The 25,771-nt window shown below is 31.5% G+C and carries 21 protein-coding genes and 1 tRNA gene; 11 read left to right on the plus strand and 11 right to left on the minus strand.

Annotated features, from left to right (window positions below):
• Positions 1-82: 82 nt before the first annotated feature.
• A tRNA-Ser gene (locus MBM09_RS08380) sits at positions 83-167 on the minus strand.
• Between the two features lie 184 nt (positions 168-351).
• On the opposite strand from MBM09_RS08380, the gene MBM09_RS08385 reads away from it, so the two are divergent.
• The 8 genes from MBM09_RS08385 to MBM09_RS08420 all read left to right on the plus strand — a co-directional run bounded on the left by MBM09_RS08385 (position 352) and on the right by MBM09_RS08420 (position 11,903).
• Positions 352-981, plus strand: a complete 630-nt coding sequence (locus MBM09_RS08385; RefSeq protein ID WP_238673254.1) for an NAD(P)H-dependent oxidoreductase — start codon at positions 352-354, stop codon at positions 979-981.
• A gap of 108 nt (positions 982-1,089) precedes the next feature.
• Entirely contained in the window at positions 1,090-2,283 is a 1,194-nt protein-coding gene (locus tag MBM09_RS08390) for a DegT/DnrJ/EryC1/StrS aminotransferase family protein (RefSeq protein ID WP_238673255.1), read from the plus strand.
• 45 nt (positions 2,284-2,328) lie between these two features.
• Complete coding sequence (locus MBM09_RS08395) at positions 2,329-6,246, plus strand: two-component regulator propeller domain-containing protein (RefSeq protein ID WP_238673256.1); 3,918 nt, start codon at positions 2,329-2,331, stop codon at positions 6,244-6,246.
• A 151-nt stretch (positions 6,247-6,397) separates the two neighbouring features.
• The gene (locus MBM09_RS08400) at positions 6,398-6,547 is read left to right on the plus strand and encodes a hypothetical protein (RefSeq protein ID WP_238673257.1); all 150 of its coding nucleotides are present in this window, start codon (positions 6,398-6,400) and stop codon (positions 6,545-6,547) included.
• Between the two features lie 81 nt (positions 6,548-6,628).
• Positions 6,629-7,039, plus strand: a complete 411-nt coding sequence (locus MBM09_RS08405) for a lipocalin family protein (protein WP_238673258.1) — start codon at positions 6,629-6,631, stop codon at positions 7,037-7,039.
• 43 nt (positions 7,040-7,082) lie between these two features.
• Positions 7,083-8,576, plus strand: a complete 1,494-nt coding sequence (locus tag MBM09_RS08410) for a T9SS type A sorting domain-containing protein (protein ID WP_238673259.1) — start codon at positions 7,083-7,085, stop codon at positions 8,574-8,576.
• The gene (locus MBM09_RS08415; protein ID WP_238673260.1) at positions 8,573-10,867 is read left to right on the plus strand and encodes a DUF5050 domain-containing protein; all 2,295 of its coding nucleotides are present in this window, start codon (positions 8,573-8,575) and stop codon (positions 10,865-10,867) included. The genes MBM09_RS08410 and MBM09_RS08415 overlap by 4 nt, the downstream gene beginning before the upstream one ends.
• A 16-nt stretch (positions 10,868-10,883) precedes the next feature.
• Entirely contained in the window at positions 10,884-11,903 is a 1,020-nt protein-coding gene (locus MBM09_RS08420; RefSeq protein ID WP_238673261.1) for an amidohydrolase family protein, read from the plus strand.
• A 12-nt stretch (positions 11,904-11,915) separates the two neighbouring features.
• Here the strand turns inward: MBM09_RS08420 and ribB are convergent, their stop codons facing one another.
• The 6 genes from ribB to tpx form a co-directional block, all read right to left on the minus strand.
• The gene (gene ribB / locus MBM09_RS08425) at positions 11,916-13,076 is read right to left on the minus strand and encodes a 3,4-dihydroxy-2-butanone-4-phosphate synthase (RefSeq protein ID WP_238673262.1); all 1,161 of its coding nucleotides are present in this window, start codon (positions 13,074-13,076) and stop codon (positions 11,916-11,918) included.
• A gap of 16 nt (positions 13,077-13,092) precedes the next feature.
• On the minus strand, positions 13,093-15,003 hold the full coding sequence (locus MBM09_RS08430) for an LptF/LptG family permease (protein ID WP_370569640.1): 1,911 nt from the start codon (positions 15,001-15,003) through the stop codon (positions 13,093-13,095).
• Between the two features lie 187 nt (positions 15,004-15,190).
• Positions 15,191-15,826 carry an outer membrane lipoprotein carrier protein LolA gene (locus MBM09_RS08435; RefSeq protein WP_238673263.1) on the minus strand — a complete coding sequence of 212 codons (636 nt, stop codon included), beginning with the start codon at positions 15,824-15,826 and terminating at the stop codon, positions 15,191-15,193.
• Positions 15,827-15,838: 12 nt separating this feature from the next.
• On the minus strand, positions 15,839-18,226 hold the full coding sequence (locus MBM09_RS08440; protein WP_238673264.1) for a DNA translocase FtsK: 2,388 nt from the start codon (positions 18,224-18,226) through the stop codon (positions 15,839-15,841).
• A 151-nt stretch (positions 18,227-18,377) separates the two neighbouring features.
• Positions 18,378-18,746: a diacylglycerol kinase gene (locus tag MBM09_RS08445; protein ID WP_238673265.1), complete on the minus strand. Its 369-nt coding sequence runs from the start codon at positions 18,744-18,746 to the stop codon at positions 18,378-18,380.
• 9 nt (positions 18,747-18,755) lie between these two features.
• The gene (gene tpx, locus MBM09_RS08450; protein ID WP_238673266.1) at positions 18,756-19,259 is read right to left on the minus strand and encodes a thiol peroxidase; all 504 of its coding nucleotides are present in this window, start codon (positions 19,257-19,259) and stop codon (positions 18,756-18,758) included.
• 254 nt (positions 19,260-19,513) lie between these two features.
• Here tpx and katG point away from each other — a divergent pair, with 254 nt between their 5' ends.
• Both katG and MBM09_RS08460 read left to right on the plus strand, forming a co-directional pair.
• Entirely contained in the window at positions 19,514-21,757 is a 2,244-nt protein-coding gene (gene katG / locus MBM09_RS08455) for a catalase/peroxidase HPI (RefSeq protein ID WP_238673267.1), read from the plus strand.
• Between the two features lie 74 nt (positions 21,758-21,831).
• The gene (locus MBM09_RS08460) at positions 21,832-22,305 is read left to right on the plus strand and encodes an ankyrin repeat domain-containing protein (RefSeq protein ID WP_238673268.1); all 474 of its coding nucleotides are present in this window, start codon (positions 21,832-21,834) and stop codon (positions 22,303-22,305) included.
• A 70-nt stretch (positions 22,306-22,375) separates the two neighbouring features.
• Here the strand turns inward: MBM09_RS08460 and MBM09_RS08465 are convergent, their stop codons facing one another.
• From MBM09_RS08465 to nhaC, 4 genes are all read right to left on the minus strand, one after another.
• Positions 22,376-22,633 (minus strand): hypothetical protein, encoded by a 258-nt coding sequence (locus MBM09_RS08465; RefSeq protein WP_238673269.1) that lies wholly within the window; start codon positions 22,631-22,633, stop codon positions 22,376-22,378.
• Positions 22,614-22,928, minus strand: a complete 315-nt coding sequence (locus MBM09_RS08470) for a co-chaperone YbbN (RefSeq protein ID WP_238673270.1) — start codon at positions 22,926-22,928, stop codon at positions 22,614-22,616. Before MBM09_RS08470 ends, MBM09_RS08465 begins: the two co-directional genes overlap by 20 nt.
• A 10-nt stretch (positions 22,929-22,938) precedes the next feature.
• Positions 22,939-23,583 (minus strand): peroxiredoxin, encoded by a 645-nt coding sequence (locus MBM09_RS08475; protein WP_238673271.1) that lies wholly within the window; start codon positions 23,581-23,583, stop codon positions 22,939-22,941.
• Between the two features lie 149 nt (positions 23,584-23,732).
• Positions 23,733-25,199, minus strand: a complete 1,467-nt coding sequence (gene nhaC, locus MBM09_RS08480; RefSeq protein ID WP_238673272.1) for a Na+/H+ antiporter NhaC — start codon at positions 25,197-25,199, stop codon at positions 23,733-23,735.
• A gap of 243 nt (positions 25,200-25,442) precedes the next feature.
• Between nhaC and MBM09_RS08485 the strand changes: the two genes are divergently transcribed.
• Positions 25,443-25,766 (plus strand): hypothetical protein, encoded by a 324-nt coding sequence (locus tag MBM09_RS08485; protein ID WP_238673273.1) that lies wholly within the window; start codon positions 25,443-25,445, stop codon positions 25,764-25,766.
• The last annotated feature ends 5 nt before the right edge of the window (positions 25,767-25,771 follow it).

Here is a 25,771-nt window from a genome sequence, read left to right on the forward strand (position 1 = left end):
TATCCAAAAATGGAAAAACCCTTTAAACACTAATGTTTAAAGGGTTTTAAAATTTTATGTTTCTTTTGAAACATGTTTTTCGCGGAGAAAGAGGGATTCGAACCCCCGGAGGTGTGACCCTCAACAGTTTTCAAGACTGCCGCATTCGACCACTCTGCCATTTCTCCTTGAGTGCCTCATCAGGTATTTCCTGAATGCGGGTGCAAATATAGAACCCTTTTTTAATTCTTTCAAATAAAACATCAATTTTTTAAAATAATTTTTTTGATGACACTATTCTTTAATTTTATAGCTTTTTTACCATAAAAACACCTGTCAAGTATTATTTTTGCTAAACTATTTATAAACTATATGAACATTATTAAGCATTTAAAGTGGCGATATGCTACCAAAAAATTTGATGCATCTAAGAAATTAACTGATAGTCAAATCAATACAATAAAAGAGGCTTTCAATTTAACCGCAACATCTTTTGGTTTACAAACCATATCACTAGTAATTATAGAAAACAATGAGTTACGTAAACCATTAATAGAACACTCATTTCATCAAAAACAAGTTTCAGAAGCATCACATTTATTAGTTATTTGCATTCAAGACAATATTTTAAAAGAAGATGTAGTATCATATTACGATAATATAAAAGATATACGCAATACCTCAGAAACTATTTTAAAACCATACAGAGAGAGCTTAATACAAACCATGGATAACATGTCTGTTACAGAGCGCCAGCAATGGTCCAAAAACCAAGCATACATAGCACTAGGCAATCTAATGACAGTATGTGCAATAGAAGGTATAGACGCTTGCCCAATGGAAGGATTTATTCCTGAGAAATACGATGAGTTATTAGGTTTACAAGATCGCGGATTAAAATCTGTTTTATTGCTTCCAATAGGATTTAGAGCCAAAGACGATATGTTTTCAGAATTTAAAAAAGTTAGAAAACCTCTAGAAGAAACCATAATTGAAATATAAATAGTAATTTGAGCGTTACCTTTCAGGTCGGGCTTTCCGCGTTACACGGTAACTAGCTCTAATCCCTAACGCAAACTAAAACAATAATTAAAATTTTAAAATAATATTATGCCAGGATTTGAATTATTTGGCGATGCCGAAAGAAAAGAAGTTAACGATGTGCTAGACAATGGCGTATTAATGCGTTATGGTTTTGATGGTATGCGTAAAGGGCATTGGAAAGCTAAGGAATTAGAATCTCAGTTACAAAACACATTCAAATCTAAGCATGTTCAATTAGTTTCTAGTGGTACAGCAGCAGTTTCAGTAGCTTTAGCAGCAGCGGGTGTTGGAGCAGGAGATGAGGTTATTATGCCAACATTCACATTTGTAGCCAGTTTTGAAGCTATTATGATGCTTGGAGTTATACCAGTTTTAGTAGATATAGATGATACATTAGCAGTGTGCCCAAAAGCAGTAGAAGCAGCTATAACACAAAAAACCAAAGCTGTTATGGTAGTTCAAATGTGTGGTAGTATGGGTAATATGGATGCTTTGCAAACTATATGTAATAAACATGATTTGTTGTTGGTAGAAGATGCTTGTCAAGCTATTGGTGGTTCATACAAAGGTAAACCATTAGGAAGTATTGGAGATTTAGGCTGTTTCTCATTCGATTTTGTAAAAACAATAACTTGCGGAGAAGGAGGAGCGGTAATAACCAATAACAAAGATTATTATTTAAATGCTGATCATTACAGCGATCATGGTCACGATCATGTAGGTAACGATAGAGGAGCAGAAACCCATCCGTTTTTAGGTTATAATTTTAGAATATCAGAGCTTCATGCTGCAGTTGGTCTAGCGCAAATAAAACGTTTACCAGAATTTTTAGAAATTCAAAAGAAAAATTTTACAGTTTTAAGAGAAGTGTTATCAGAAATTCCAGAAGTTACTTTTAGAAGAGTTCCCGAAGGCGGAGAAGAAAGTTATGCATTTTTAAACTTCTTTCTACCAGATTTAGAAATTGCCCGTAAAGTTTCTCAAGCTTTTAAAGAAAATGGAGTAGATGCTTGTTTTCATTACTACGATAACAATTGGCATTATATTAGAAAATGGGACCATTTAAAGAATTTAAAATCTCTATTTCCAATTTCTATTGAGGTTAAAAAAGGATTGGAATATCTTAAAACCAAAGAATTTAAACAGTCTGATAATTACATAGCAAGAAACATTTCTTGTTTAATAAAATTATCATGGACAGAAGAAGAGTTGAAACAACGAGCAAATACAATGCTTAATTGTATAAAATCGGCTTTATAACCATTTAGTTTCTTTTTTTAACTTTACGTAATATGTTTTAAATTAATGTATTACTTAAAAGTTGTTGTCATTTTTTTATTCTTGCCTGTTATTGCTTTATCACAAAACAATAACAAACAGACCCTGCAAAAGCAAATTTCTTTCAAATCGCTTACCGTAGAAGAAGGGTTGTCTCAAAACAGTGTTGTGAGTATTTCTCAGGATAGTATTGGCTATTTATGGTTTGCAACCCAAGATGGATTGAATAGATATGACGGTAGAAATTTTAAAATCTACAATAAGCAATTTACAGACATTACCAGACCAACATTCAGTAAATTAGGAAAGGTTTATACCGACAGAATTGGCCAATTATGGATAGTTAATATTTCGGGTGAATTGGAAAAGTATATCAAAGAGAAGGATTCCTTTATATCTGTTCCAAGGTTTAAAAATGTTAGTGATGTTTATCAGGACCAAAATCTAAATTACTATATAGGAACCTATGGACATGGTCTTTATAAAATATCTAAAGGTGATACAATTCAAGTATTAAATAAAGAGGATAGAAGTAAAGATATATTCAATTTCTATGAAGACGACAATAAAGTTTATGTATCAGCGTCAAACTCAATAATTGAAATTACTGATAACAAGGAATATTCCAATAAATTCATTAATAATTCAATCAATTACAGTTTTGTCACTAAAACCGATAAAGGACTTTGGTTCGGTACTTTTGGAGACGGTCTTTATTATTTTTCCAAAGACAATAATAAATTTGAAAAGTTTCTCGGATTCAATAATAATCATTTGCCAGATAATTTAAACATTCAATCCATGTTGGCAGATACCAAAAATAGGCTTTGGATTGCAACCTATGGTCAAGGTGTCTATTTAGTTGATTTTTCACGCAAAAGCATTTCAAATTTTACAGCACAAAAAACAAATCCTTTTGCGCTACATTACAACGATATTTTGTGCTTGTATCAGGATTTTACAGGAACGATTTGGTTAGGATCTGATGGAGCAGGTTTGAGCTATTATGATGAGAATTTGGCAAAATTCAATGTACTTACCAATGCTCAAACACCTATTAATGTTAATGTAGATGTTGTTAGGTCCATTTGTACAGATAATAACAATGCTATTTGGTTAGGGACTTCTGGTAAAGGTTTAACTAAATACGACAGAAGTACTGAAAGCTTTAAAACCTTTACAATTTCCAATTCAAAAATTAGCTCAAACAGGATTATGAGCCTTTTGTTTGATGATGAATTATTATGGATAGGGCTTCAAGGTAACGGATTAAATATTTTAGATAAATCGGGGAGTTTTATAAGCTTTAATGAATTGTCTGATTATACTATTTGGAAAATTTTTAAAGATTCAAATAACAGAATTTGGCTCGCCACAAGAGATCATGGACTTATTCAATTTAATAAAAATAAAGGTATTATTAAACAAGTAAACAATAATATATACCCAGCTTTAACAAGTAATAATATCAGAACTGTAGAAGAAGGAGATACTAATAGTTTATGGATAGGTAGTGAAGACAAGGGTTTGTTTAAACTTGATTTAAAAACTGATACAGTATCCGAGATAAAATCGGTTAAGGATAAAATCAAATCACTTTTTTTTGATGCATCCAATAGTATTTTATGGATTGGAACCAATGGTAAAGGACTAAAAAAGTTCAATACTATAAGCAATTCAATACATACTTTTTCCAAGGATAAGGGTCTGCCAAACAACGTTGTTTACAGCATATTGCCTGACGACAAGAACAACCTTTGGTTGAGTTCCAATAGAGGCATTACCAAATTTGCATTAACAGATTCATTGCAAATTACTAATTACAATAATTATGATGGTCTTCAAGCTTTGGAATTTAATACTGGAGCTTATTTTAAAGATAAAGATGGTTACCTTTATTTTGGAGGCTTAGAAGGATTAAACTGGTTTAAACCAAGCCAGCTGACTCAAAATCCGATTGCTCCTAAAACGGTTATTACAGCATTGGAAGTCTTTGCTAAACCAAGGGAATTAAAAGCTAATCAGTTACTAAAGCATAATGAAAATACTGTAACCTTTACCTTTGCAGGTTTGCATTTTTCACTTCCTGAACGTAATAATTATCAGTATCAATTAGTAAATCACGATGAAAACTGGATTCAATCTGGCAATAACAATCGCGCTCATTACACAAATTTAGAGCCTAATACCTATACTTTTAAAGTAAAGTCCAGTAATTATGATGATGTTTGGAGTAAGGATATTGCCTCTTATTCATTTACCATTAAACAGCCTTGGTATTTAACCAATTTGGCAAAGTTTATTTATGCGTTATTATTTTTACTTTCAATATTGTTGATTTATAAATACCTGAAATGGCGTTGGCAAATGAAAATGAAACTGCAAATGGAACATGCAGAGACCGAACGATTGAAAAAACTGGATGAGTTTAAAACAAAGTTATACACTAATATCTCTCATGAGTTTAGAACACCATTAACACTTATTTCTGGGCCAATAGAACGTCAATTATCCAAAGAACAATTGTCTAAACAGGATAAGGAAGAATTAACCTTGGTACAACGTAACTCTAAACGATTACTGAATTTGGTTAATCAGCTTTTAGACCTGTCTAAATTAGAATCTGGAAGTTTAAAACTATCTGTAAGTAAAGACGATTTAAGTGTTTTACTAAAGCAAATTTCATCAGCTTTCGAGTATAAAACAAAAGAAAAAAACATCCAATTCGAAATGGTAATACCCAAAATGGGTTTAGTGTATTTTGATAAGGATGTCATTGAAAAAATCATAACCAATTTGCTTTCCAATGCCATTAAATACGCTCCAGAAAATGGCTTTGTTAAGTTTAATACTACAATAAAGGAAGGTCAGTTAATGATAAATGTTATTAATAATGGTAACACATTATCAAATTACGATATGCCTAAACTTTTTAAACGATTCTATCAAACCAGTAAAAACTCAGATGGTGTTGGTGTGGGACTTGCTTTGGTAAAAGAGTTAACAACCTTATCTCATGGTAATATTGTAGCTAATACGCTAAACAAAGACGAAATTCAGTTTACTGTTACCTTACCAGTAGAACGTTCATTTTTTAATCCTTCTGAAATCGTAGAGGAACAACCGCCTTTGGAAGATGATAATATAAAACAGAACCAAACGGTTTCTATAGATAAAGATTCATCTAAAGAAGAAAAACCAGTTTTACTTATTGTTGAAGATGATTTAGATGTTAGGCAATTTGTAAAGTCAATATTTAATTCCGAATTCATAATTATTGAAGCCAATAATGGTGAGCGAGGTATTAAAAAAGCAATTACTAACATTCCAGATCTTATTATTAGTGATGTTATGATGCCTGAAAAAAATGGAATTGAACTTTGTAACGAACTCAAGGAAGATGAACGTACAAGCCACATACCAATTATACTGTTAACAGCCAAAGTAGGAGAGGAGAACGAAATAAAAGGGCTAACTATTGGTGCAGATGCCTATATTACAAAACCGTTTAGTAGTAGTAAACTAAAAATTCGCGTTCAAAAGCTAATCGAATTACGCAGGCAACTGCAAAAAAGATACAGTCAGGAATTAAAAGTTGATGCTAAAGATTTATCAACGTCTTCTGTTGACCAACAATTCTTTAAACGCATTCAAAAGGTACTGGATGATCAATTGATTAACCCTGAATTTAATTCCAAAACATTTGTAATAACTATGCAAATGAGTAGAATGCAACTGCACAGAAAACTAAAAGCCTTAACAGGACTTACAACAAGTGAGTTCATTAGGTCACAACGATTAAAATTGGCATTAGGCTACTTAAAGGAATCCGATTTAACCGTTTCAGAAGTTGCCTATCAAGTTGGTTTTAACACACCATCATACTTTATAAAATGCTTTAAAGAAGCATATAACTGCACACCAAACGAGTATATTTCTAAATAAACACACTTTGTAAAGTGCAGTAAAAACTAAGCTTAACGCAACTTGTTACATACCTTCTATTCATTGTTACATTAGTGGTATACCTTTGATTATTATGCTTTTAATTTTACTTACAAGAAAAGCAGATAAGTATTCTTCCTAAAGAAATATCATGACAATAGAACAAGTTGAGCCAATGGAATCTAATCATAATCCGTCAAAGATTTTTATGAGCATAGACCATTTAAAAGAAGGCACTTATCAATTAAACATAATGTGCGATAATAAAATTGTAAAAACTTTGAAGTTTAAGAAATATTAAAAATGCTATTAATCAATGTTGAAAAGGGGAATAAGGAAAGTGCTCTCAAGAATTATTCCTCTTTTTTTTAATCTAAAAACTATGAAAACAATTAAACACTTAAGCATGTTGTTTGTCATTCTATTTGCATTTAACTGCAGTAGTGATGATGACAGTAACAGCAATAATGAACAACAAACCGAGGATTTATTAACCTCCAGTAAATGGTATCAAGAATCTAAAACACCTGGAAGTTTTTCAGACTGCGAAAAGAATACATCATTTAAGTTTAATACAGATAATTCTATTGTTGTTGAATCTTTTGATGATGGATCTGGTACATGTCAATCTCAAGGTACAACTACCTCTTCATATACATTAAATGGCACAACTTTAACCATTACACTGGGTTCAGACATTATAACTGCTAACATAGATAATATTACTTCAACAATGCTTACGGTTACAGATAATAGTGGAGATACTATAGTATTTGATAAAACACAAGGTTAAAAGTAGATAAAATCAAAAAATTAGAACTTCAAATTAATATATAATGAATATAAAAAGTACTACTTTGATATTATTACTGTGTCCTTATATTTTACTAGCACAATGGTTGCAAATAGGCAATGATATAGATGGTGAAAACACAAACAATCAATCTGGTTATACGGTAAGTTTAAGTGCCGATGGTAATACAATTGTTATTGGAGCTCCTTTTAATGCAGATAATGGTTCAGCCTCTGGACATGTTCGAGTTTTTGAAAACAACGCAAATGTATGGCAACAAAAAGGTAATGATATTGATGGTATTGCAGCGAGCGACAAATTTGGTTTTTCAGTAAGTATAAGTGCTGATGGTAATACGATTGCTGTAGGTGCACCAGATAACAATGCTAATGGTTTTGAATCTGGTCATGTAAGAGTTTTTAATTTTCAAGTAAGCGATTGGGTTCAGGTAGGAACCGATATTATAGGAGAAGATTTAAGTGACCATTCGGGTTATTCAGTAAGTTTAAGCGATGATGGAAATCGACTTGCAATTGGTGCGCCAGATAATGGTCTAGTAGAAAATGTAGGAAGTAATTACGGACAGGTTCGTGTGTATGAGAATCAAAGCAATAATTGGGTTCAAATTGGTAGTGATATTGATGGTGAAGATCCAGAAGATAATTCTGGTTATGCTGTAAGTCTCAACGAAGATGGGAGTATTGTTGCCATTGGAGCACCAAACAATTCTAATGCAACTACAGGTGCTGGCCATGTAAGAGTGTATAATTATCAAAGTACTAATTGGGTTCAAATTGGTGCAGACATTGATGGAGAAGGGATGAATGATAAATTTGGTGGTGCTGTTAGTTTAAATAATGCAGGTAATATTTTAGCTGTTGGTGCAGTAGACAATAATGGTATTGGTCATGTTCGTGTTTTTGAAAATCAATCTAATACATGGGTACAAATAGGAAATGATATTGATGGTGAAGCTATAAACGATGAGTTTGGTATTTCTGTTAGCCTTAATGGTAATGGAACTATTCTTGCCGTAGGCGCACGATATAATAGCGATTTTGCATCAGATGCAGGTCATGTTAGAGTTTATAAGAATGAACTTGGTAATTGGCAACAAATTGATAGTGACATTGTTGGTGAAGCATTACAAGATCGCTCCGGCGTTTCTGTTAGTTTAAACGATGATGGAAATATTGTAGCTATTGGTGCCTATCTTAACGATGGTAATGGCAGTAATTCTGGGCACGCACGTCTCTTTTCTAATTCTAATATTTTAAATATTGAAAGTATAAATTCTATAGGTAAAATTATAGCATATCCAAATCCGGTAACAAATCAGATATATATAGAATTAGAAAAAATAGTTGAGAATTCTAAAGTTCAATTATATAACATCGAAGGAAAATTACTTTATACCCAAGACTATAATGGTATAAACCATTTAATGATTGATATGCATTCTTTCTCTAAAGGTATTTATATTTTAAAGCTTCAATTAGACAAAATTCAAAAAACATTAAAAGTTATAAAACAATGAAAAAATATATACTTTTAGTTTGCTTGTTGATTGTAGTAATAGGGTATACACAAGAAAAGGATAAAGTATTTTATTCGTCCTTTACCCCACAAGGTTGGGATATTCATATTTCTAAAGATCATGGTAAAAGTTTTAATGCATTTACTACTAATGAAAGTTTAGATTATGATGCTAAAATTAGTCCAGATGGCAACTGGGTTGTATTTACGTCGGAACGTTTAGGTAAACCTCATTTGTTCGTAAAGCATGTTGAAGGCGATACATTACCAAGGCTTTTGGTACAAAGTAAGTCCATGCAAGATCAAGTTGATTTTTCACCAGATGGAAAGTGGATAGCTTTTGTGTCTTCGCACGAAGGCAATGCCGAAATCTATAAATTACCATTTAAACCTTCAGATACTTTATCAATTTTTGATGCCGAAAATCTTACAAACAATAAGGCTGGAGATTTTAGACCACGATTTTCAAATGATGGAAATTACATAGCCTTTTCAAGCGATAGGGCCCACGAAATAAAACCTCATAAATTTCTTGTTTTTGCCATGCAACGCACCGGCGATATTTATACAATGACCTCTAATGGAAACAATATAAAACGCTTAACCGATTCTGAAGGTTGGGATGGAAGCCCAAATTGGAATACAGATGATTCTCAAATTATTTTTTATAGCAATAGAAATAATAACACAGGATTATATACCATGGACATTAATGGTGATAATGAAAAACGGTTAACCCCAGAACCTATTTCAGCAATATCACCATTATATATTAACAATGAAACGATTTTGTTTGCCAATGAGAATCAAGAAAATAAAACCTTTCAAATACTCAGAATCAATCCGTCTAATAAAACTATTGATTCAACATTAGTACAGCCAGATACTCACATGTTAAATATAGATTATGACAGTTCGGGTATCATGGTTTTTCATGGTGGAAAAAAGTTAAAGGAAACAGAAAATAATAAAGGAGAATTTTTTGGAGATATTTTAGTCAAAAACCATCCTGCTATTGATAGTCTAGAAAATAAAAGTATTGCTCTTTATGGTATTCGTCGTTCATTCTCTGCGCCACCAACTTTAAATGATACCAAGGTGGTGTATGATTATAATCCAGCTAGAGGCTTTGGAGATTTTGTAACACCATTTTTATATCCACTTTTAATATTACCTCTACTAGCTCTTATCTGGTTTGTTGTTGGAATAGTAAAAAGTATTAGAAAGCGTAGAGAAATTCCATTTTGGAAGTATATATTATTTTCTATTCTTTCAGTTTTTATTGTCGCTTTTATGTTTGTACAATTAAATAATTGGGTAGGTTTTAATGCGCTTCCTATGAATACCGTTAAGTTATATGTTGCTATAATTTTACTTGTGTTACTTGCGTTTTTGATATTCGTTTATAGGTTTTATAAAAAACGAAAAGCACAAGATAAACCTATCGCTTCAGTCTATAAGCTATATACCATGATGTTATTGGGTAATGTAATAGGATTGCTGTATATAACTCTGTTTACAGGTTCATTTTTAAGTAGTACAACAAAGTTCTATATCGTAGATTATAAAACTAATGAAGTGCAAGAACTATTTGATTTTAAAGCAGATAAAGATTTTAATCCGCAATCAGCGCGAATTATTGATACTAAGTTTACGCCTAATGGAAAAGCTCTACAGTTTTCTGTTGGAAGTTTTAGAGGTAATCCAAAGGCCCAAGGAGCAGTCTATACATATCATTTAGAAGAAAAAAAACTTGAGAAAATCACAGATTTAGATGCCAATTACGGGTTTGCAGATTTTTCTGCATATAATAAAACCATGGTTTATAGAAGTGGCATTACTGGCAATATGGATATTTATGTAAAAGAAAACAATACCATAACCAACCTAACCAATAGTGAAGCTAAAGAGAATTTTCCTGTAATCTCACATGATGGTAATAAAATAGCCTATTGTTCTGATATAAATGGAACTAATATGCAAGACGTTGTTAAAACTATGGATATTTATTTAATTGAACGTCAAACTGATAATTCATGGTCATCACCAAAGCAAATAACTACTTATATTGGGCAAGAAGGACATCCACATTTTTCACCTGATGGAAATTGGATAATATATACCACTGAAGAATTTGGAATTAATGATGAGCAGCCAATAGTACAATCATACGTATTCGCACCTCAGATGTATGGGGAAATTGTAGCTGTTCGTATTGCAGATGGTAAAAAAGTACGCTTAACTCATAACAAATGGGAAGAAGGAGCGCCATTATGGATTAAAACAAACTAATAATACAATCTCAAAAATGAAAACATTAAAAACAATTGTTATTGCATTATTAATTTTAGCCGTTTCAAAAATTGTGTATTCCAAGAATTTGCAAACCACAAAATCTGATTCAAAAACAACATTTCAAAAAGATATTGACACATTTTTAAAAAACCAACCTATTATTGATACTCATTTCCATATTACAAAAGGATTTAAGGATGAAGAAATGTATAACCAAAGAAAAGTTGATATAGATAGCGCAAAACTAGATTGGGTTATTGAAGACTTCAATAAAAATAATGTAGTACTAGTTTTAGGAGGAGGTACATTAAAATATGCTAACATGTATGCAAAAGCAGACAAGCGCTTTTGGGCTGGTTTAGTTTTTCCTTGCACAAAGACAGTAGAACAAGATGAACCTTGTGACAAAGAATTTTTTAATGAAACTGAACTTCGTGAAATATATAATACTGGAAACCTAAAAATTTTAGGAGAGTCTATGTTTAATTATTATGGTGTGCCCCCTACCGATGAAAGATTAGCACCATACTGGAAAATTGCAGAAGAGTTTAACATTCCTATTGGAATTCATGCAGATAATGGACCACCTCTTGAGCGAGTAAATAAAGAAGAAAGGCCTAATTATAATCCTGTTTTTGCAAATCCAGAATTACTAAAACCTATTTTAGAAAAACACCCAAAATTAAAGATATATCTTATGCATTATGGCGGAGGCTATTCTGAGCAGTCATTGGAATTAATGAAATTGTACCCTCAAATTTATTGTGATATTTCTGCTGTAAGTTTATTTGCTCCTAAGCAAATATGGGAGCCACAAGTAAAAAGATTATTTAATGAAGGCCTTGGAGATCGATTAATGTTTGCTTCAGATTATTTTGGAACATTAAGAGAAAATATCGAAATAATTTACAATTTAGATTGGCTTACTGATGAACAGAAAAAAGCTATTTATTATGATAATGCAGTAAAATTTTTAGGTCTTTCAAAATCTCAAATACAACAACATTATAAAATGGTAAAAGAAAAAAAATAAATAATAGTTTATTTAATACTTCACATAATCAACAATTTCTAAACCATAACCAATTAAACCAACACGTTTAGTTTGTTCTGTATTAGAAATTAAACGAAGCTTATGTATGTTTAAATCATGAAGTATTTGCGCACCAATACCAAAATCTCTATTGTCCATATTAATTCTGGGTGCTTTTACAATTTTGCTAGGTTGTTGGTTCTCTTTTAAAAAAGACAATCTGTTCAAGATATTCATAGATTGAGATTCTTGATTAATAAAGATAATAGCACCTTTACCTTCATCATTAATAACTTTAAACATATTATCTAATTGTACATCTATATTATTAGTTAGTGTACCTAAAATATCGTTATTTATCAATGTAGAGTTTATGCGAGTTAAAACTTCTTCATTGTCTTTCCAAATACCTTTTGTTAAAGCAATATGTATTTGATTATTAGTGGTTTGTTTGTAAGCTCTTAATCTAAAGCTTCCAAAACGAGTTTCTATTTGAAAATCTTCTTTTTTCTCAATTAAAGAGTCATGTTGCATTCTGTATGCAACTAAATCTTCAATAGATACTATTTTTAAATCAAGTTTTTTAGCAACCTCATAAAGTTCTGGCAAGCGTGCCATAGAACCATCTTCATTCATGATTTCTACAATCACACCAGCAGGTTGTAATCCTGCTAATCTTGCAAAGTCTATAGCAGCTTCTGTATGTCCTGTACGTCTTAAAACACCACCTTCTTTAGCTACTAAAGGAAAGATATGTCCAGGTCTTGCTAAATCAAAAGGTTTTGTATTATCATTAATAAGGGCTTTAACCGTTTTTGCTCTATCGCTTGCAGAAATACCTGTAGTAACACCATGTCCTCTTAAATCAACAGATACTGTAAAGGCAGTTTCCATTGGGTCGGTATTATTACGCACCATCATATTAAGTTCGAGTTCTTTACATCTGGTTTCAGTTAAAGGGGCACAAATAAGGCCTCTACCATGAGTTGCCATAAAGTTTATCATTTCTGGAGTTACTTTATCGGCAGCAGCTAAAAAATCACCTTCATTTTCACGGTTTTCATCATCAACAACAATAATAACTTTTCCGTTTCTTATATCGTCAATAGCCTCATGTATAGTATTTAATTTAAACTTCGAAGCTTTTTTTTGTGTCATGGTTTCTGCAATCATTAGGCAAAGATATTGCTTATTTTAAAGATTCTAAACAATTTAGTTTTAAGTCTTCCTTTATTTTTTCATTTAAAAACATATAGGTAATCATATATAAAGGGAACCCTAATATTAAAAGGAAAAGATTTGGTTTTTTTTCTTTCTTTTTTATTTGTGTATAAAACTTAAAAATATTGAATAAAGATTTAATATAATAAATTACAAATAATACTAAAGACATAATACTAAGTTGTATAGATGCCGATGCCAATGATGGCAATTTATTATTTTTAAAAACAAAGTGGAGGATAAGTAATACAATGCCTATAGCGTATAAAACAATTGCAAATTTACTATGTGGTTTATAATCTGAACTTATAATAGTTTCAGAAGCATCATAATCTTTATTTATAGTTAAACCTATTTGTCTTAATTCTGATATGGAATTACCTCTATTTTCTAAAACTTTTAAGGCTTCATATCTACAGGCTTCATCATGACCAAGTGATTCATAGTTATTTATTACATTAATAAGTTCTTCATTTTTGTATGAACCTAAAAATCTGTAATCAACACTATTTTTCTCTTTAATTTTAAAAGCCTTTTTTAATGGCTCAATAATACTGTCAAAATCAAATAAACTTTTATCTGCGGTAGCTCTTTTAGTTAAAAATATACTTAGAGGCAACATAATAAGCGTAGAAAACCAGCTGGCTAGTATGGGGTTAAAACCTCCTTTTTTAGCACTGTTAGTTGCAAAAATTCCTATAAAGTGATAGGTTAAAAATAAAATTATAGCAATTACCATGGGCAAACCAATACCACCTTTGCGTATTAAGGCACCCAATGGCGCACCAACAAAAAATAGAATTATACAAGCAAAGCCTAAAGCAAATTTTTCATGTAAAGAAATAATGTGTCTGTTTAACCACTCTTTAGAATTTTTTAAAGTAGTTTCTTTTGAAGTTATAATTTGTTTAGAACTAGATAATGATCTTATAGTTACATCGAGTAGTTCAACTTTCTTTTTTGTATCAAAAGCATCTAGTAAACTTCCTAAATAAACAGAGTCTTTAACTTTAGGGCTATCATCTTTTAGTTTTGTATTTACAAGACTGGATCTTTGCAGTAAATTTTTGGCGAATGACTCATGATCTTCTTCACTTTTTTTAACAAGAGAATCTATAGTTTTATTTAACCCAACAACATCTAGCATGTTGTATTTATCAGTTTGAGATTTTTCGTCAAAATCTACGTTGTTTAATTGAGATAAGTCAATATTTATAATCTTCTTTTCAAAGCTACTTTTTGCAAAAGGTTTTTTGTTTTGGGCCTTTCTATCTTTTGGAGACACATCATGATAATAATGACCATCTAAAAGAATAAGCTTTAAAACATTTGAATTTTCATTACTTTCAAACTCACCTGTTTTAGATTTTATAACTGTTGCATTTGTTTGATTATTACTACCTTTTATATGAATAGTAACATTTTCTAAAAATTTATCGCCTTTTTTCTTTTCTGCTTTAATATTATAAGCTCCAATTTCGTTAAATTGTCCTTCTGCTATAGCCATAGCTGGTTTTAATTTGGCAATATTTCTTCGTAAATTATAAGAATTAAGTTCTGCCCAAGGAATAACATTATTTGAAAAGAAAAAGGTAATTACTGCTAGTATTACAATAAAAACGCTTAGTCCAGACATGGCACGCTGTAATGAAATACCCGTAGATTTCATAGCTGCAAACTCATAGTTTTCGGCAAAACTACCAAAAACCATAATGGATGCTAAAAGTATAGTAAGTGGTAATACTAATGGAATAAGCTTTGGCATGAAGTATACCAAAAACTTAACAATAACCATAATATCTAAATCTTTACCAGCCAGCTCTTTTATATAAAGCCAAATGGTTTGTAAAACAAATATCAGCATGAGAATAACAAACACGCTGACAAAAGTTTTAAGATATGTGGTTAGTATGTAACGGTCTAGTATTTTCACACGTTTAAATTTCTCTAATCAATTACTAAACAAAGACATTATATAATTAAAGAACGTGTGTAACCACTACGTTCTTGTATTAAAATCTTTAAAAAGATGTTTTTAAAATTTGTTGATATTTGTTTCAACGAACCTAATCTAATTTATTGATGTAAAAATCTTTGTATTTATTGGCATCAAAGGTAAATAAGGTTTTTGATATAGGTTCATTTGTTTTAAAAGAATTTACAGTAAGTGTTGTTTTTGTACCGTTTTTTCCAATTTGAATTAAATTGTAAATATGTTTTGTTTGAGTATCGACACCCAAAAGAATATTTTTAATTTCAGAATCAGAATCTATAGGTATTAATTTTACATACTGAATTTTTCTACCGTTTATGTTCTGTACAATATCAAGTTCATACATGTATCCATCTTCATAAAATGACAACATTTTACTTGGTGTAATAGCATCATTTTCATCTTCATTATCAGATGAAATAGTAACTTCTTCATCTTCGGTACTAATGCTGTATAAGGTTTTACCATCAAATAAACGTGTAACTCCAAGAATATTTAATCTGTATTTTTCACCTTCCATTATCACATCTCCTTTGGTTTCTTGCTTAATGTTTTCTGAAATGTTTTCTAAGGTATATTTAAAATCGATTGAAATATTTTCATAACTCTTCACCTTTTCTGAAACTTCATTTAATAAAGCTTTGCCTTTGTTTTGGGCAAAAATGTTAACAGAAAGAGTAATTAATAATAGTGTTATAAATTTTTTCATGTTGTTGTTTTATTATATTTCGTTTTCTAAAAGTTGATCGAGAGCTGTTAAATCTGGAACTAAAACTTGTCTAGCTTTACTACCTTCAAAAGATCCAACAATTCCTGCGGCTTCCAATTGATCGATTAATCTACCAGCTCTATTGTAACCCAATTTTAATTTTCTTTGCAATAAAGAGGCAGAACCTTGTTGCGCCGTTACAATAACTATAGCTGCATCTTTAAACAGTTTATCTCTATCTGATATGTCTATATCAAGACTTGTGCCACTTTCTTCGCCAACATATTCGGGTAACATATAAGCTTCAGGATAAGCTTTTTGCGAACCAATATAATCTGTAATCCTTTCAACTTCTGGAGTATCTACAAATGCACATTGTATACGAATCATATCATTACCTTGGGTGTAAAGCATATCTCCACGACCTATAAGTTGGTCTGCTCCAGAGCCATCTAAAATTGTTCTCGAATCTATTTTAGACGTTACTCTAAAGGCAATACGAGCAGGGAAATTAGCTTTTATAATACCTGTAATAACATTAACTGACGGACGTTGCGTAGCAATAATTAAGTGAATACCAATAGCACGAGCTAATTGCGCTAATCGAGCAATTGGAGTTTCAACCTCTTTACCAGCAGTCATTATTAAATCTGCAAACTCATCAACTACCAAAACAATGTAAGGTAAATATTGATGACCATCATTCGGATTTAATTTTCTGGCTTTAAACTTAGCATTATACTCTGCAATGTTTCTACACATCGCATTTTTAAGAAGTTCGTAGCGGTTATCCATTTCAATACAAAGTGAGTTTAATGTATTGATAACTTTAGTGTTGTCTGTTATAATAGCTTCTTCACTGTCTGGAAGTTTTGCTAAATAATGACGTTCAATTCTATTAAAAAGCGTTAACTCTACTTTTTTAGGGTCAACTAAAATAAATTTCACCTCAGCAGGATGTTTTTTATAAAGTAACGAAGTTAAAACAGCATTCAATCCTACCGATTTACCTTGTCCGGTAGCACCTGCCATAAGCAAGTGAGGCATTTTTGCTAAATCTACCACAAAAGTTTCGTTGCTTATGGTTTTTCCTAAAGCAATAGGAAGTTGCATTTCTGAGTTTTGAAATTTCTTTGATGCAATTACAGAGCGCATGGAAACTATAGTAGAATTCTTATTAGGCACTTCTATACCTATGGTTCCTTTACCTGGTATTGGAGCAATAATACGAATACCTAATGCAGAAAGTGACAAAGCAATATCATCTTCTAAATTCTTGATTTTAGAAATTCTAATACCTGCTTCAGGAACAATTTCATATAGTGTAACTGTTGGTCCAATAGTGGCTTTTATACTTGCAATACCAATTTTATAATTACTTAAAGTTTCAACAATTTTGTTTTTGTTTTCTTCAAGTTCGTCTTGGTTTATGGTAATACCTTCGGTATCATATTTTTTTAATAAGTCAAGCGTAGGGAATTGATATTTAGCTAATTCTAGTGTTGGGTCAAACTGCCCGAAATCTTCAACTAGTTTATTTGCAAGGTTATCAGTTTCAGAACCTTCTTCTTTTACATCTTCAACTTTTATTTCTAACTCAGGTTCTTCCTCTTCTTTAGCAACATTAACTTCTAGAGGAGCAGATTCAACTTTAGTTTTTATTTTGGTCTTTTCTTGTTTTGTTGGTGCTGTATCATCTAAAGGAATATCGAAAGCAGTTTTAATAGCTTCGGCTTCTTCAGAAAGGTTATTATCCAAAGGAATGATAGTTTCACCTTTTAAATCTGAAAATTCATCTTTAATATCTTTTTTTGCCGATTTAAAAAGTCTTGTTATGCTTTCAAAAGTTACTTTAAATCTAATAGCTAAATAAGTAATTAATCCAAACAAAAGCAGGAGGGAAGTGCCAATTTTGCCAATGTAATCCTGTAGAAATGTATTAACTTCATAGCCAATAGTACCTCCTAGAATATCGCTTTTGTCTTTAAAAAAGCCAAAAAGAATGGATAGCCAAATTATAATTAAAATACCCCAAAACCAGTGTTTTCTAAGCTTTGATTTATTTAGGTTCATTAAAACATAAACACCAGACAGGAAAATTAATCCAGAAAATATAAATGATGAAATACCAAAACCTCGTTGAATAAAAAAGTCGCTTAACCAAGCCCCAGATTTACTTAACCAGTTTTGTGTTTCTGTATCTCTGTTTGTGAATTCAGATAAGCTACTTTGGTCTGCTTCACCAGTAAAAAAGAATGATATAAAAGCAATACAAAGTAAAATACCAAAAATTACCAGAAAGCTACCTAACACCAATTTTTGTTGGCTAGATAGGTTAAAACCAGGCATTTTAATTTTTTCTCTAGGTGCTTTTTTAGTCTTGGGTTTACTTTTAGCCATTAATGCTTTTTAGTTTGAACAAAAATACAAATTACTAACGTTAACGAAACTTTATTTTGAAAAATTGCAAAACAATGCATACAAAATAATAAGTTGAGTTAATCCCGATATAAATCGGGATATATATTTATCTAGTTATGTACTGAGTATTTTAAAAAATCTTTGGAAGATAAATTATAAAGCCAATAATTACAGCAAAAACAGAAGCAATAAAAACTGCTCCCGCTGCAATATCTTTTATTAAACCTATTTTTTCGTGATGCCCTGGATGAATAAAATTTGCAATTTCTTCTATGGCTGTGTTTATACCTTCAATACTCATAACTAAACCAATGGCTAAAAATTGTATAATCCATTCATTTGAAGAAATATTAAAATAAAAACCCGCAGCCGTAACTAATAAAGCAATGACAAATTGTATTTTAATACTAGCTTCATTTTTTAGGAGTAAAAGCATACCTTTAAAAGCATACCCTACACTCTTTAGCCGGTTGACCAAGAAAGATTCTTTTTTAGACATCAAAACATTTTAAGAATATAGAGCTTCCAAAGCTGCTTTGTAATTTGGTTCGTCTACAATTTCTCCAACTTGTTCTGTATATAAAACGGTACCATTTTCATCTAAAACAATAACACATCTAGAATGTAAAGCTTCTAATGGTCCATTAATAAAGTTTAAACCATATGCTTTACCAAAGCTACCATCTTTATAATCTGATAAGCTAATTACATTATCTAACCCTTCGGCACCACAAAAACGAGCATGTGCAAACGGTAAATCGTGCGATATACAAAGTACTTTTGTGTTTTCTAATTCGCTAGCTTCTCTATTAAATTCTCTAACAGATTGTGCACAGGTACCAGTGTCTATACTTGGGAAAACATTTAAAACAACTTTACTTCCAGCAAAATCGTTTAAATTTTTTGTTGATAAATCTGTTGCTGTTAATTTAAAATCTGGTGCTTTTGATCCTATGTTAGGTAGGTTTCCAGAAGTTTGTATTTTATTTCCTTTTAATGTAACTGTTGCCATTTTATTATATTTAAGTTTTGATAAAAATAATAATAATTAAACTTCATGCAGAATTAGTTTCTATATTTTTTCATCAACATTAATTACCTCTTTAGAAAGTTAATAAATCATTTGTTTAAACTATCAAAAAAAATATTCAAATAAATTTTATCGATTACAATATAATTTTTTAAAATACAGGAATTCAACTTTAAAAGCTGATAATTTCATAAATTTATAGAATCAATAAAATATTTTTTAATAAACTAACATATATGGAAAATTACAATCAATCTAAAGGCTCTCAAGATCAAAGTAATGTTTGGGAGATAAATGATTCAGATGCAAGTCAGTGTCCGTTTTTAAGTGGTACTCAAAAGCGAACAGCAGGAGGTGGTACAAGAAATCGCGACTGGTGGCCAAATGAATTAAAGTTGAATATTTTACGTCAACATGATACTAAGTCTAGTCCAATGGACGATGATTTTGATTATGCTAAAGAATTCAGCAGTGTAAACTTTGCTGAACTTAAACAAGATGTTATCAATTTAATGACCGATTCGCAAGATTGGTGGCCTGCAGATTATGGACATTATGGACCATTTATGATTCGTATGGCGTGGCACAGTGCAGGTACTTATCGTGTTGGTGATGGTCGTGGAGGTGCAGGTTCTGGAACACAGCGTTTTGCTCCTTTAAATAGTTGGCCAGATAATGGAAATTTAGATAAAGCACGTTTATTATTATGGCCTGTTAAAAAGAAATATGGAAAAAAAGTTTCTTGGGCAGATTTAATGGTTCTTGCGGGTAACTGTGCATTAGAATCTATGGGCTTTAAAACTTTTGGATTTGCAGGAGGTCGTGAAGACGTATGGCAACCAGAAGAAGATGTTTATTGGGGTTCTGAAACAGGATGGTTAGATAATGATGATCGTTACGATACAAGTGATGGAGATTTAGAAGGACATCTAGGTGCTGCACACATGGGGTTAATTTATGTAAACCCTGAAGGACCAAACGGAGAACCAGACCCTTTAAAATCGGCACATGATATCAAGATAACTTTTGGTCGTATGGCTATGAATGATGAAGAAACTGTTGCTTTAGTTGCTGGTGGTCATACTTTTGGTAAAGCACATGGTGCTGCCGATGCAGAAAAGTATGTAGGACCAGAACCTCATGGAGCTTCAATTGAAGAAATGAGCACAGGATGGAAAAATACGTTTGGTACAGGAGTTTTAGATGATACAATTACTAGTGGATTAGAAGGTGCTTGGACACCACACCCAACTCGTTGGGATGATGAGTATTTTGATGTTTTATTGAATTACGATTGGGAGTTAACTAAAAGTCCAGCAGGTGCTCATCAATGGACACCTACGGCAGATTCGCACGCTCGTATGGCTCCAAAGGCTGGAGACCCAAATGGTAAACAAGCCTTAATGATGTCTACTGCAGATATGGCACTTAAAATGGATCCAACCTATTTAGAAATTTCTAAACGTTTTCATAAAGACCATAAAGCTTTTGAAGAAGCTTTTGCACGTGCATGGTATAAATTAACACATCGTGATATGGGACCAGTAGACCGCTATTTAGGTCCTGAAGTGCCAAAAGAAGAGTTGTTATGGCAAGACCCAGTTCCTAAAGTGAATTATAAGTTAAGCGATTCTGATATTGAGTCACTAAAAAAGATGATTCTTGCTTCTGGACTTAGTATATCTCAATTAGTAACCACAGCTTGGGCTTCTGCATCTACATTTAGAGGTTCAGATAAACGAGGTGGAGCTAACGGTGCTCGCATTAGATTGAAACCACAAAGACATTGGGAAGTTAATAATCCTGCTGAATTGCAAAAAGTACTAAACGTTTACGAAGGCATTCAAAAAGAGTTTAGCGGAACTGTTTCAATAGCAGATTTAATTGTGCTTGGTGGAGTGGCAGCAGTAGAAGAAGCTGCAGGAAACGCAGGTTACAATATTAAAGTTCCATTTTCTCAAGGACGAGGAGACGCATCTCAAGAACAAACAGATTTAGAATCTTTTGGTTATTTAGAGCCATTAGCAGACGGATTTAGAAATTATATGAGATCTGATGTACAAGTTGCTGCTGAAGATTTACTTGTAGACCGTGCTAATTTAATGACACTTTCTATACCAGAAATGACAGCTCTAGTAGGAGGTATGCGTGTACTTGGTGCCAATTATGATGGTTCTGATTATGGTGTGTTTACAAACAAAGTTGGAAGTTTAACTAATGATTTCTTTTCAAATATTCTTGATTTTGCAATTACTTGGAGTGCAACCTCTGAAGATGATAGATTCTTTGAAGGTAAAGATAGAAGAACAGGAGAAGTTAAATTTAAAGGAACTCGTGCTGATCTTATTTTTGGTTCTAATACAGAATTAAGAGCTGTTGCTGAAGTTTATGGTGCAAACGATGGCGAAGAAAAATTTGTTAAAGATTTTGTTGCAGCATGGGCTAAAGTGATGGATTTAGATCGTTTTGATTTAAAATAAGAATTGATTGAATAGTTTTTAAAAAGGAGTGGGTGACTAAAACTCATTCCTTTTTTAATTTAAAAATAATAGATATGACAGATGCAGATGTTTTTTTTGAAGCCATACGATCTGGCGATAATGGTAAATTGGTTAATTTGTTAAGTATAAATCCTAATCTGGTTGATGTTAAAGACTCACGAGGGTTTACTCCATTAATTTTTGCTACTTATTTTGATAATGAAGAGGCAACCAAAACACTTCTTGAACACAATGCAAAAGTTGATGATAAAGACGCTTTGGGTAACACCGCTTTGATAGGGGTTTGTTTTAAGGGAAATGTTAGTATAGCTAATAAATTAATACATAGCGGAGCTAATATTAATGCTGTAAATAACAATGGAACTACGCCTTTAATATTTGCCACAACTTATGGTAAAGAAGATATTGTTAAGTTGCTTTTAGACCATGGTGCTGATAAATCAATAAAGGATAATAACGGTAAATCAGCTTTTGATTATGCTACAGAAAAGAAGTTTAGTAATCTAGTGGAATTGCTTAATAACTAGGTTATTAATGAGTGTAAAATAAAAACCACTTCAAATTTGAAGTGGTTTTTTTATTTGTTTTAATAAAATTCTATTTATCAATAGAACCAAGTACTCTAGACATAAAAGTATTTAATGCTTCCTTTTTTGGAGTACCGTCTTTCACCATTTTGTTAACTTCAAGTGCACCATACATATTAGAGATTAGCTCTCCAATAACATCAAGTTCTTCATCTTTTAGCGAAGGCACTTCTGTAAGGTTCTCTAAAGTCTCAATAGTTTCAACTAAAAAGTCTTCGTCGTTATCTTCAATAAATTGAGATAAGTGTTTAATTACTGGTAACTTCATTAATTAAATCTTTTAAAACGTCAAACTTATTGGTTTGTACTTGATTAACAAATTCACCTTTTTTAAATGTTGCAAAAGTTGGTAAATTATCTACTGTTGCTAATTGCCTTGAATTTGGAAATTTTTCTGCATCTGCCATTACAAATGTTACATTTTCATTTTCGGTAGCAAGCTTCTTAAACTTAGGTTTCATAATTCTACAGTTTCCACACCAAGTTGCAGAATACTGAACAATTACAGTATCATTTTCAGATACTAAATCTGTTAAATTATCTTGATCTAATTCTTTTATCATAGCTCGAATACTAGTTTAAGTGTGCTTTTAAATACTCTGCAGTACCTTTTGCATTAGCTTGCATAGCTTCTTTACCTTCTTCCCAGTTTGCAGGACAAACTTCTCCTTTTTCTTGTACGTGAGTTAAAGCATCAATAATTCTTAAGTATTCATTTACATTTCTACCTAAAGGCATATTGTTAATGCTTTCATGCTGAATTGTACCTTCTTCATCAATAATGTATGTAGCTCTGTAAGTTACATTATCACCATCAACAGTAACAACACCAGTTTCTTCGTTATAAGTTTCGTTTGAAATATCTAAAATACCTAATGTTGAAGCTAAGTTTCTGTTTGAATCTGCTAAAAGTGGATATGTTACACCTTCAATTCCTCCATTATCTTTTGCAGTACTTAACCATGCAAAATGTACTTCGGCAGTATCACATGAAGCTCCAATAACTACTGTATTTCTTTTTTCAAATTCTCCTAAAGCAGCTTGAAAAGCATGTAATTCTGTTGGACATACAAAAGTAAAGTCTTTTGGGTACCAAAATAAAACCACTTTTTTGTTATTATTTACCGCTTCTTCTAGAACGTTGAGTTTAAATGTATCACCCATTTCGTTCATTGCATTAACGTTTAAATTTGGAAATTTTTTTCCTACTAAAGCCATGTGTTTTTTGTTTAAAAAATGTTATTGTTTTGTTTTTAAGTGTGCAAAAGTACGCTGTGACTAGAGGATATAAAACATCATTAAAATTTGAAAAACCTATTCTGTAATAGGATTTATTTATGATTGTTGGTAATGAGAAGGTTACCCTTTTATTTTGTAGTAATTTGTTTGATTTTAATTCTAAGAGCAGCAAACAGTAATGTAGTAAACGGACTTAGCCAATTGAAAATAGCATAGAAAAAATACTCGCCAACACCTACACCTAAAACACCAGATTGATAGGCGCCACAAGTATTCCAAGGAATTAAAACAGAAGTAACAGTTCCAGAATCTTCAAGTGTTCTACTTAAATTTTCTGGGGCTAAATTTTTATCTTCGAATGCTTTTTTAAACATTTTTCCAGGTATAACTATAGCTAAATATTGGTCTGATGCAATTGTGTTTAAACCTAAACAACTAATAACTGTACTTGCAAAGAGCCCAAATATTGAAGTAGCAACCGACAGTAATACCTTAGTTATTTTGGATAAAGCTCCAATACCATCCATAATACCACCAAAAACCATAGCACATATAATGAGGTAAATGGTCCAAAGCATACCATTCATTCCGCCGGCAGAAAATAATTCATTCAATTTTTCATTATCAGTAGCTATTTCTGTATCAATTAAAATTGAGTTGAATATGGAACTTATTTTTGAATCGCTTAAATTATTTAAAATTTCAGGTTGAAAAATAAAAGCGAAAACAGCTGCAATTAAAACCCCAGCACCTAGAGCAATTAAGGGTTTTGTTTTCATTAATATTAATGCTATAACTGTTACTGGAACTAAAAACAGCCATGGAGAAATATTAAAAGTTATGCTGATAGTGTTTATTAAATTACTAACATCTGCACTTCCAGATGTATCAATAGTTGCACTTAATATTGCAAAAACAATAAGAGTCACAATAATGGTAGGCACCGTAGTAATTGTCATATAACGTATATGAGTAAATAAATCTGTTCCGGCAATTGCAGGCGCTAGATTTGTAGTATCGCTTAAAGGAGACATTTTATCTCCAAAATAAGCTCCAGAAATAACAGCCCCAGCAATCATACCAGAATTTATACCTAAGGCAGTACCAATACCTACTAAAGCAATACCAACGGTTGCAGATGTTGTCCAAGAACTTCCTGTAGAAATAGAAATTAATGCACAAATAATAACACATGCGGGTAAAAATATAGAAGGACTTAACACTTGTAACCCATAATATACCATAGCAGGAATAACGCCACTAACCAACCATGTTCCGGCTAAAGCACCAACTAATAGTAAAATTAAAACTGGCACAAAAATGCTTTTTAGGTTTTCCCAAACTTCAGAAAGCATAATGGATAACGAAACTTTATTAAAAACCCCAACAATAGCAGCTACAAGACCTCCAAATAATAGAATAATTTGATTTGAATACCCACCAAACATTTCGCCATCTGCAAAAAAAATGTTGTAAGCCAATAATCCCATTAAAATAATTACAGGAATTAAAGCTTCCCATATATTTAATTCAGTGTTTTCAATAATGTTTTGATTGTCGGCTTTAAAGTTGGAGATGTTTTTTTCTTTTTGCATTAGGAAAATTTATTTCCGTAATGTTACGATAATCTTGTTTTTTATACAAATAATGGAGTATTTCTATTGATTTTTTAAAAATATGTGACCTGAATATCATCTTCTGTGTCTTATATATAGTTGCGAAACATTTTTAATTAATTTATTACTCTCAAAATTATGTCACCTTTTAATAATCTACTTTTTTTTGCCTCAATACTATTTTCACTTAGTAATTTTGCTACTTATCTTGGATTTGATAAGATGAAGTCCTTTTTTTTCGCTTCAGATGGTTTTGAAAATGAAAACAAATCACGCATTATAAAGTATATAGGGACAAAGAAAAAAACTAAACGTTTAGATTGTGAAAAACGAATGCTTTTAGATAAGTATAATACTCAATTAAACAGACATTTAAAGACTTTGAATTATTTATCTGTAATTGAAGCCGATTCTAAATTCAATAAAAACAAAACGCAAATAGCAGAAATTTTGAACATTAAAGCTCAAGTTCAAAAGGATGTTATCGAAATAACCTCTAAAATAAACCAGTTTAAATTAAAATATAAAATTGCCTCATCAATTTAGTTTTT

The organism is Flaviramulus sp. BrNp1-15, assembly GCF_022259695.1.
Lineage (GTDB): Bacteria > Bacteroidota > Bacteroidia > Flavobacteriales > Flavobacteriaceae > BrNp1-15.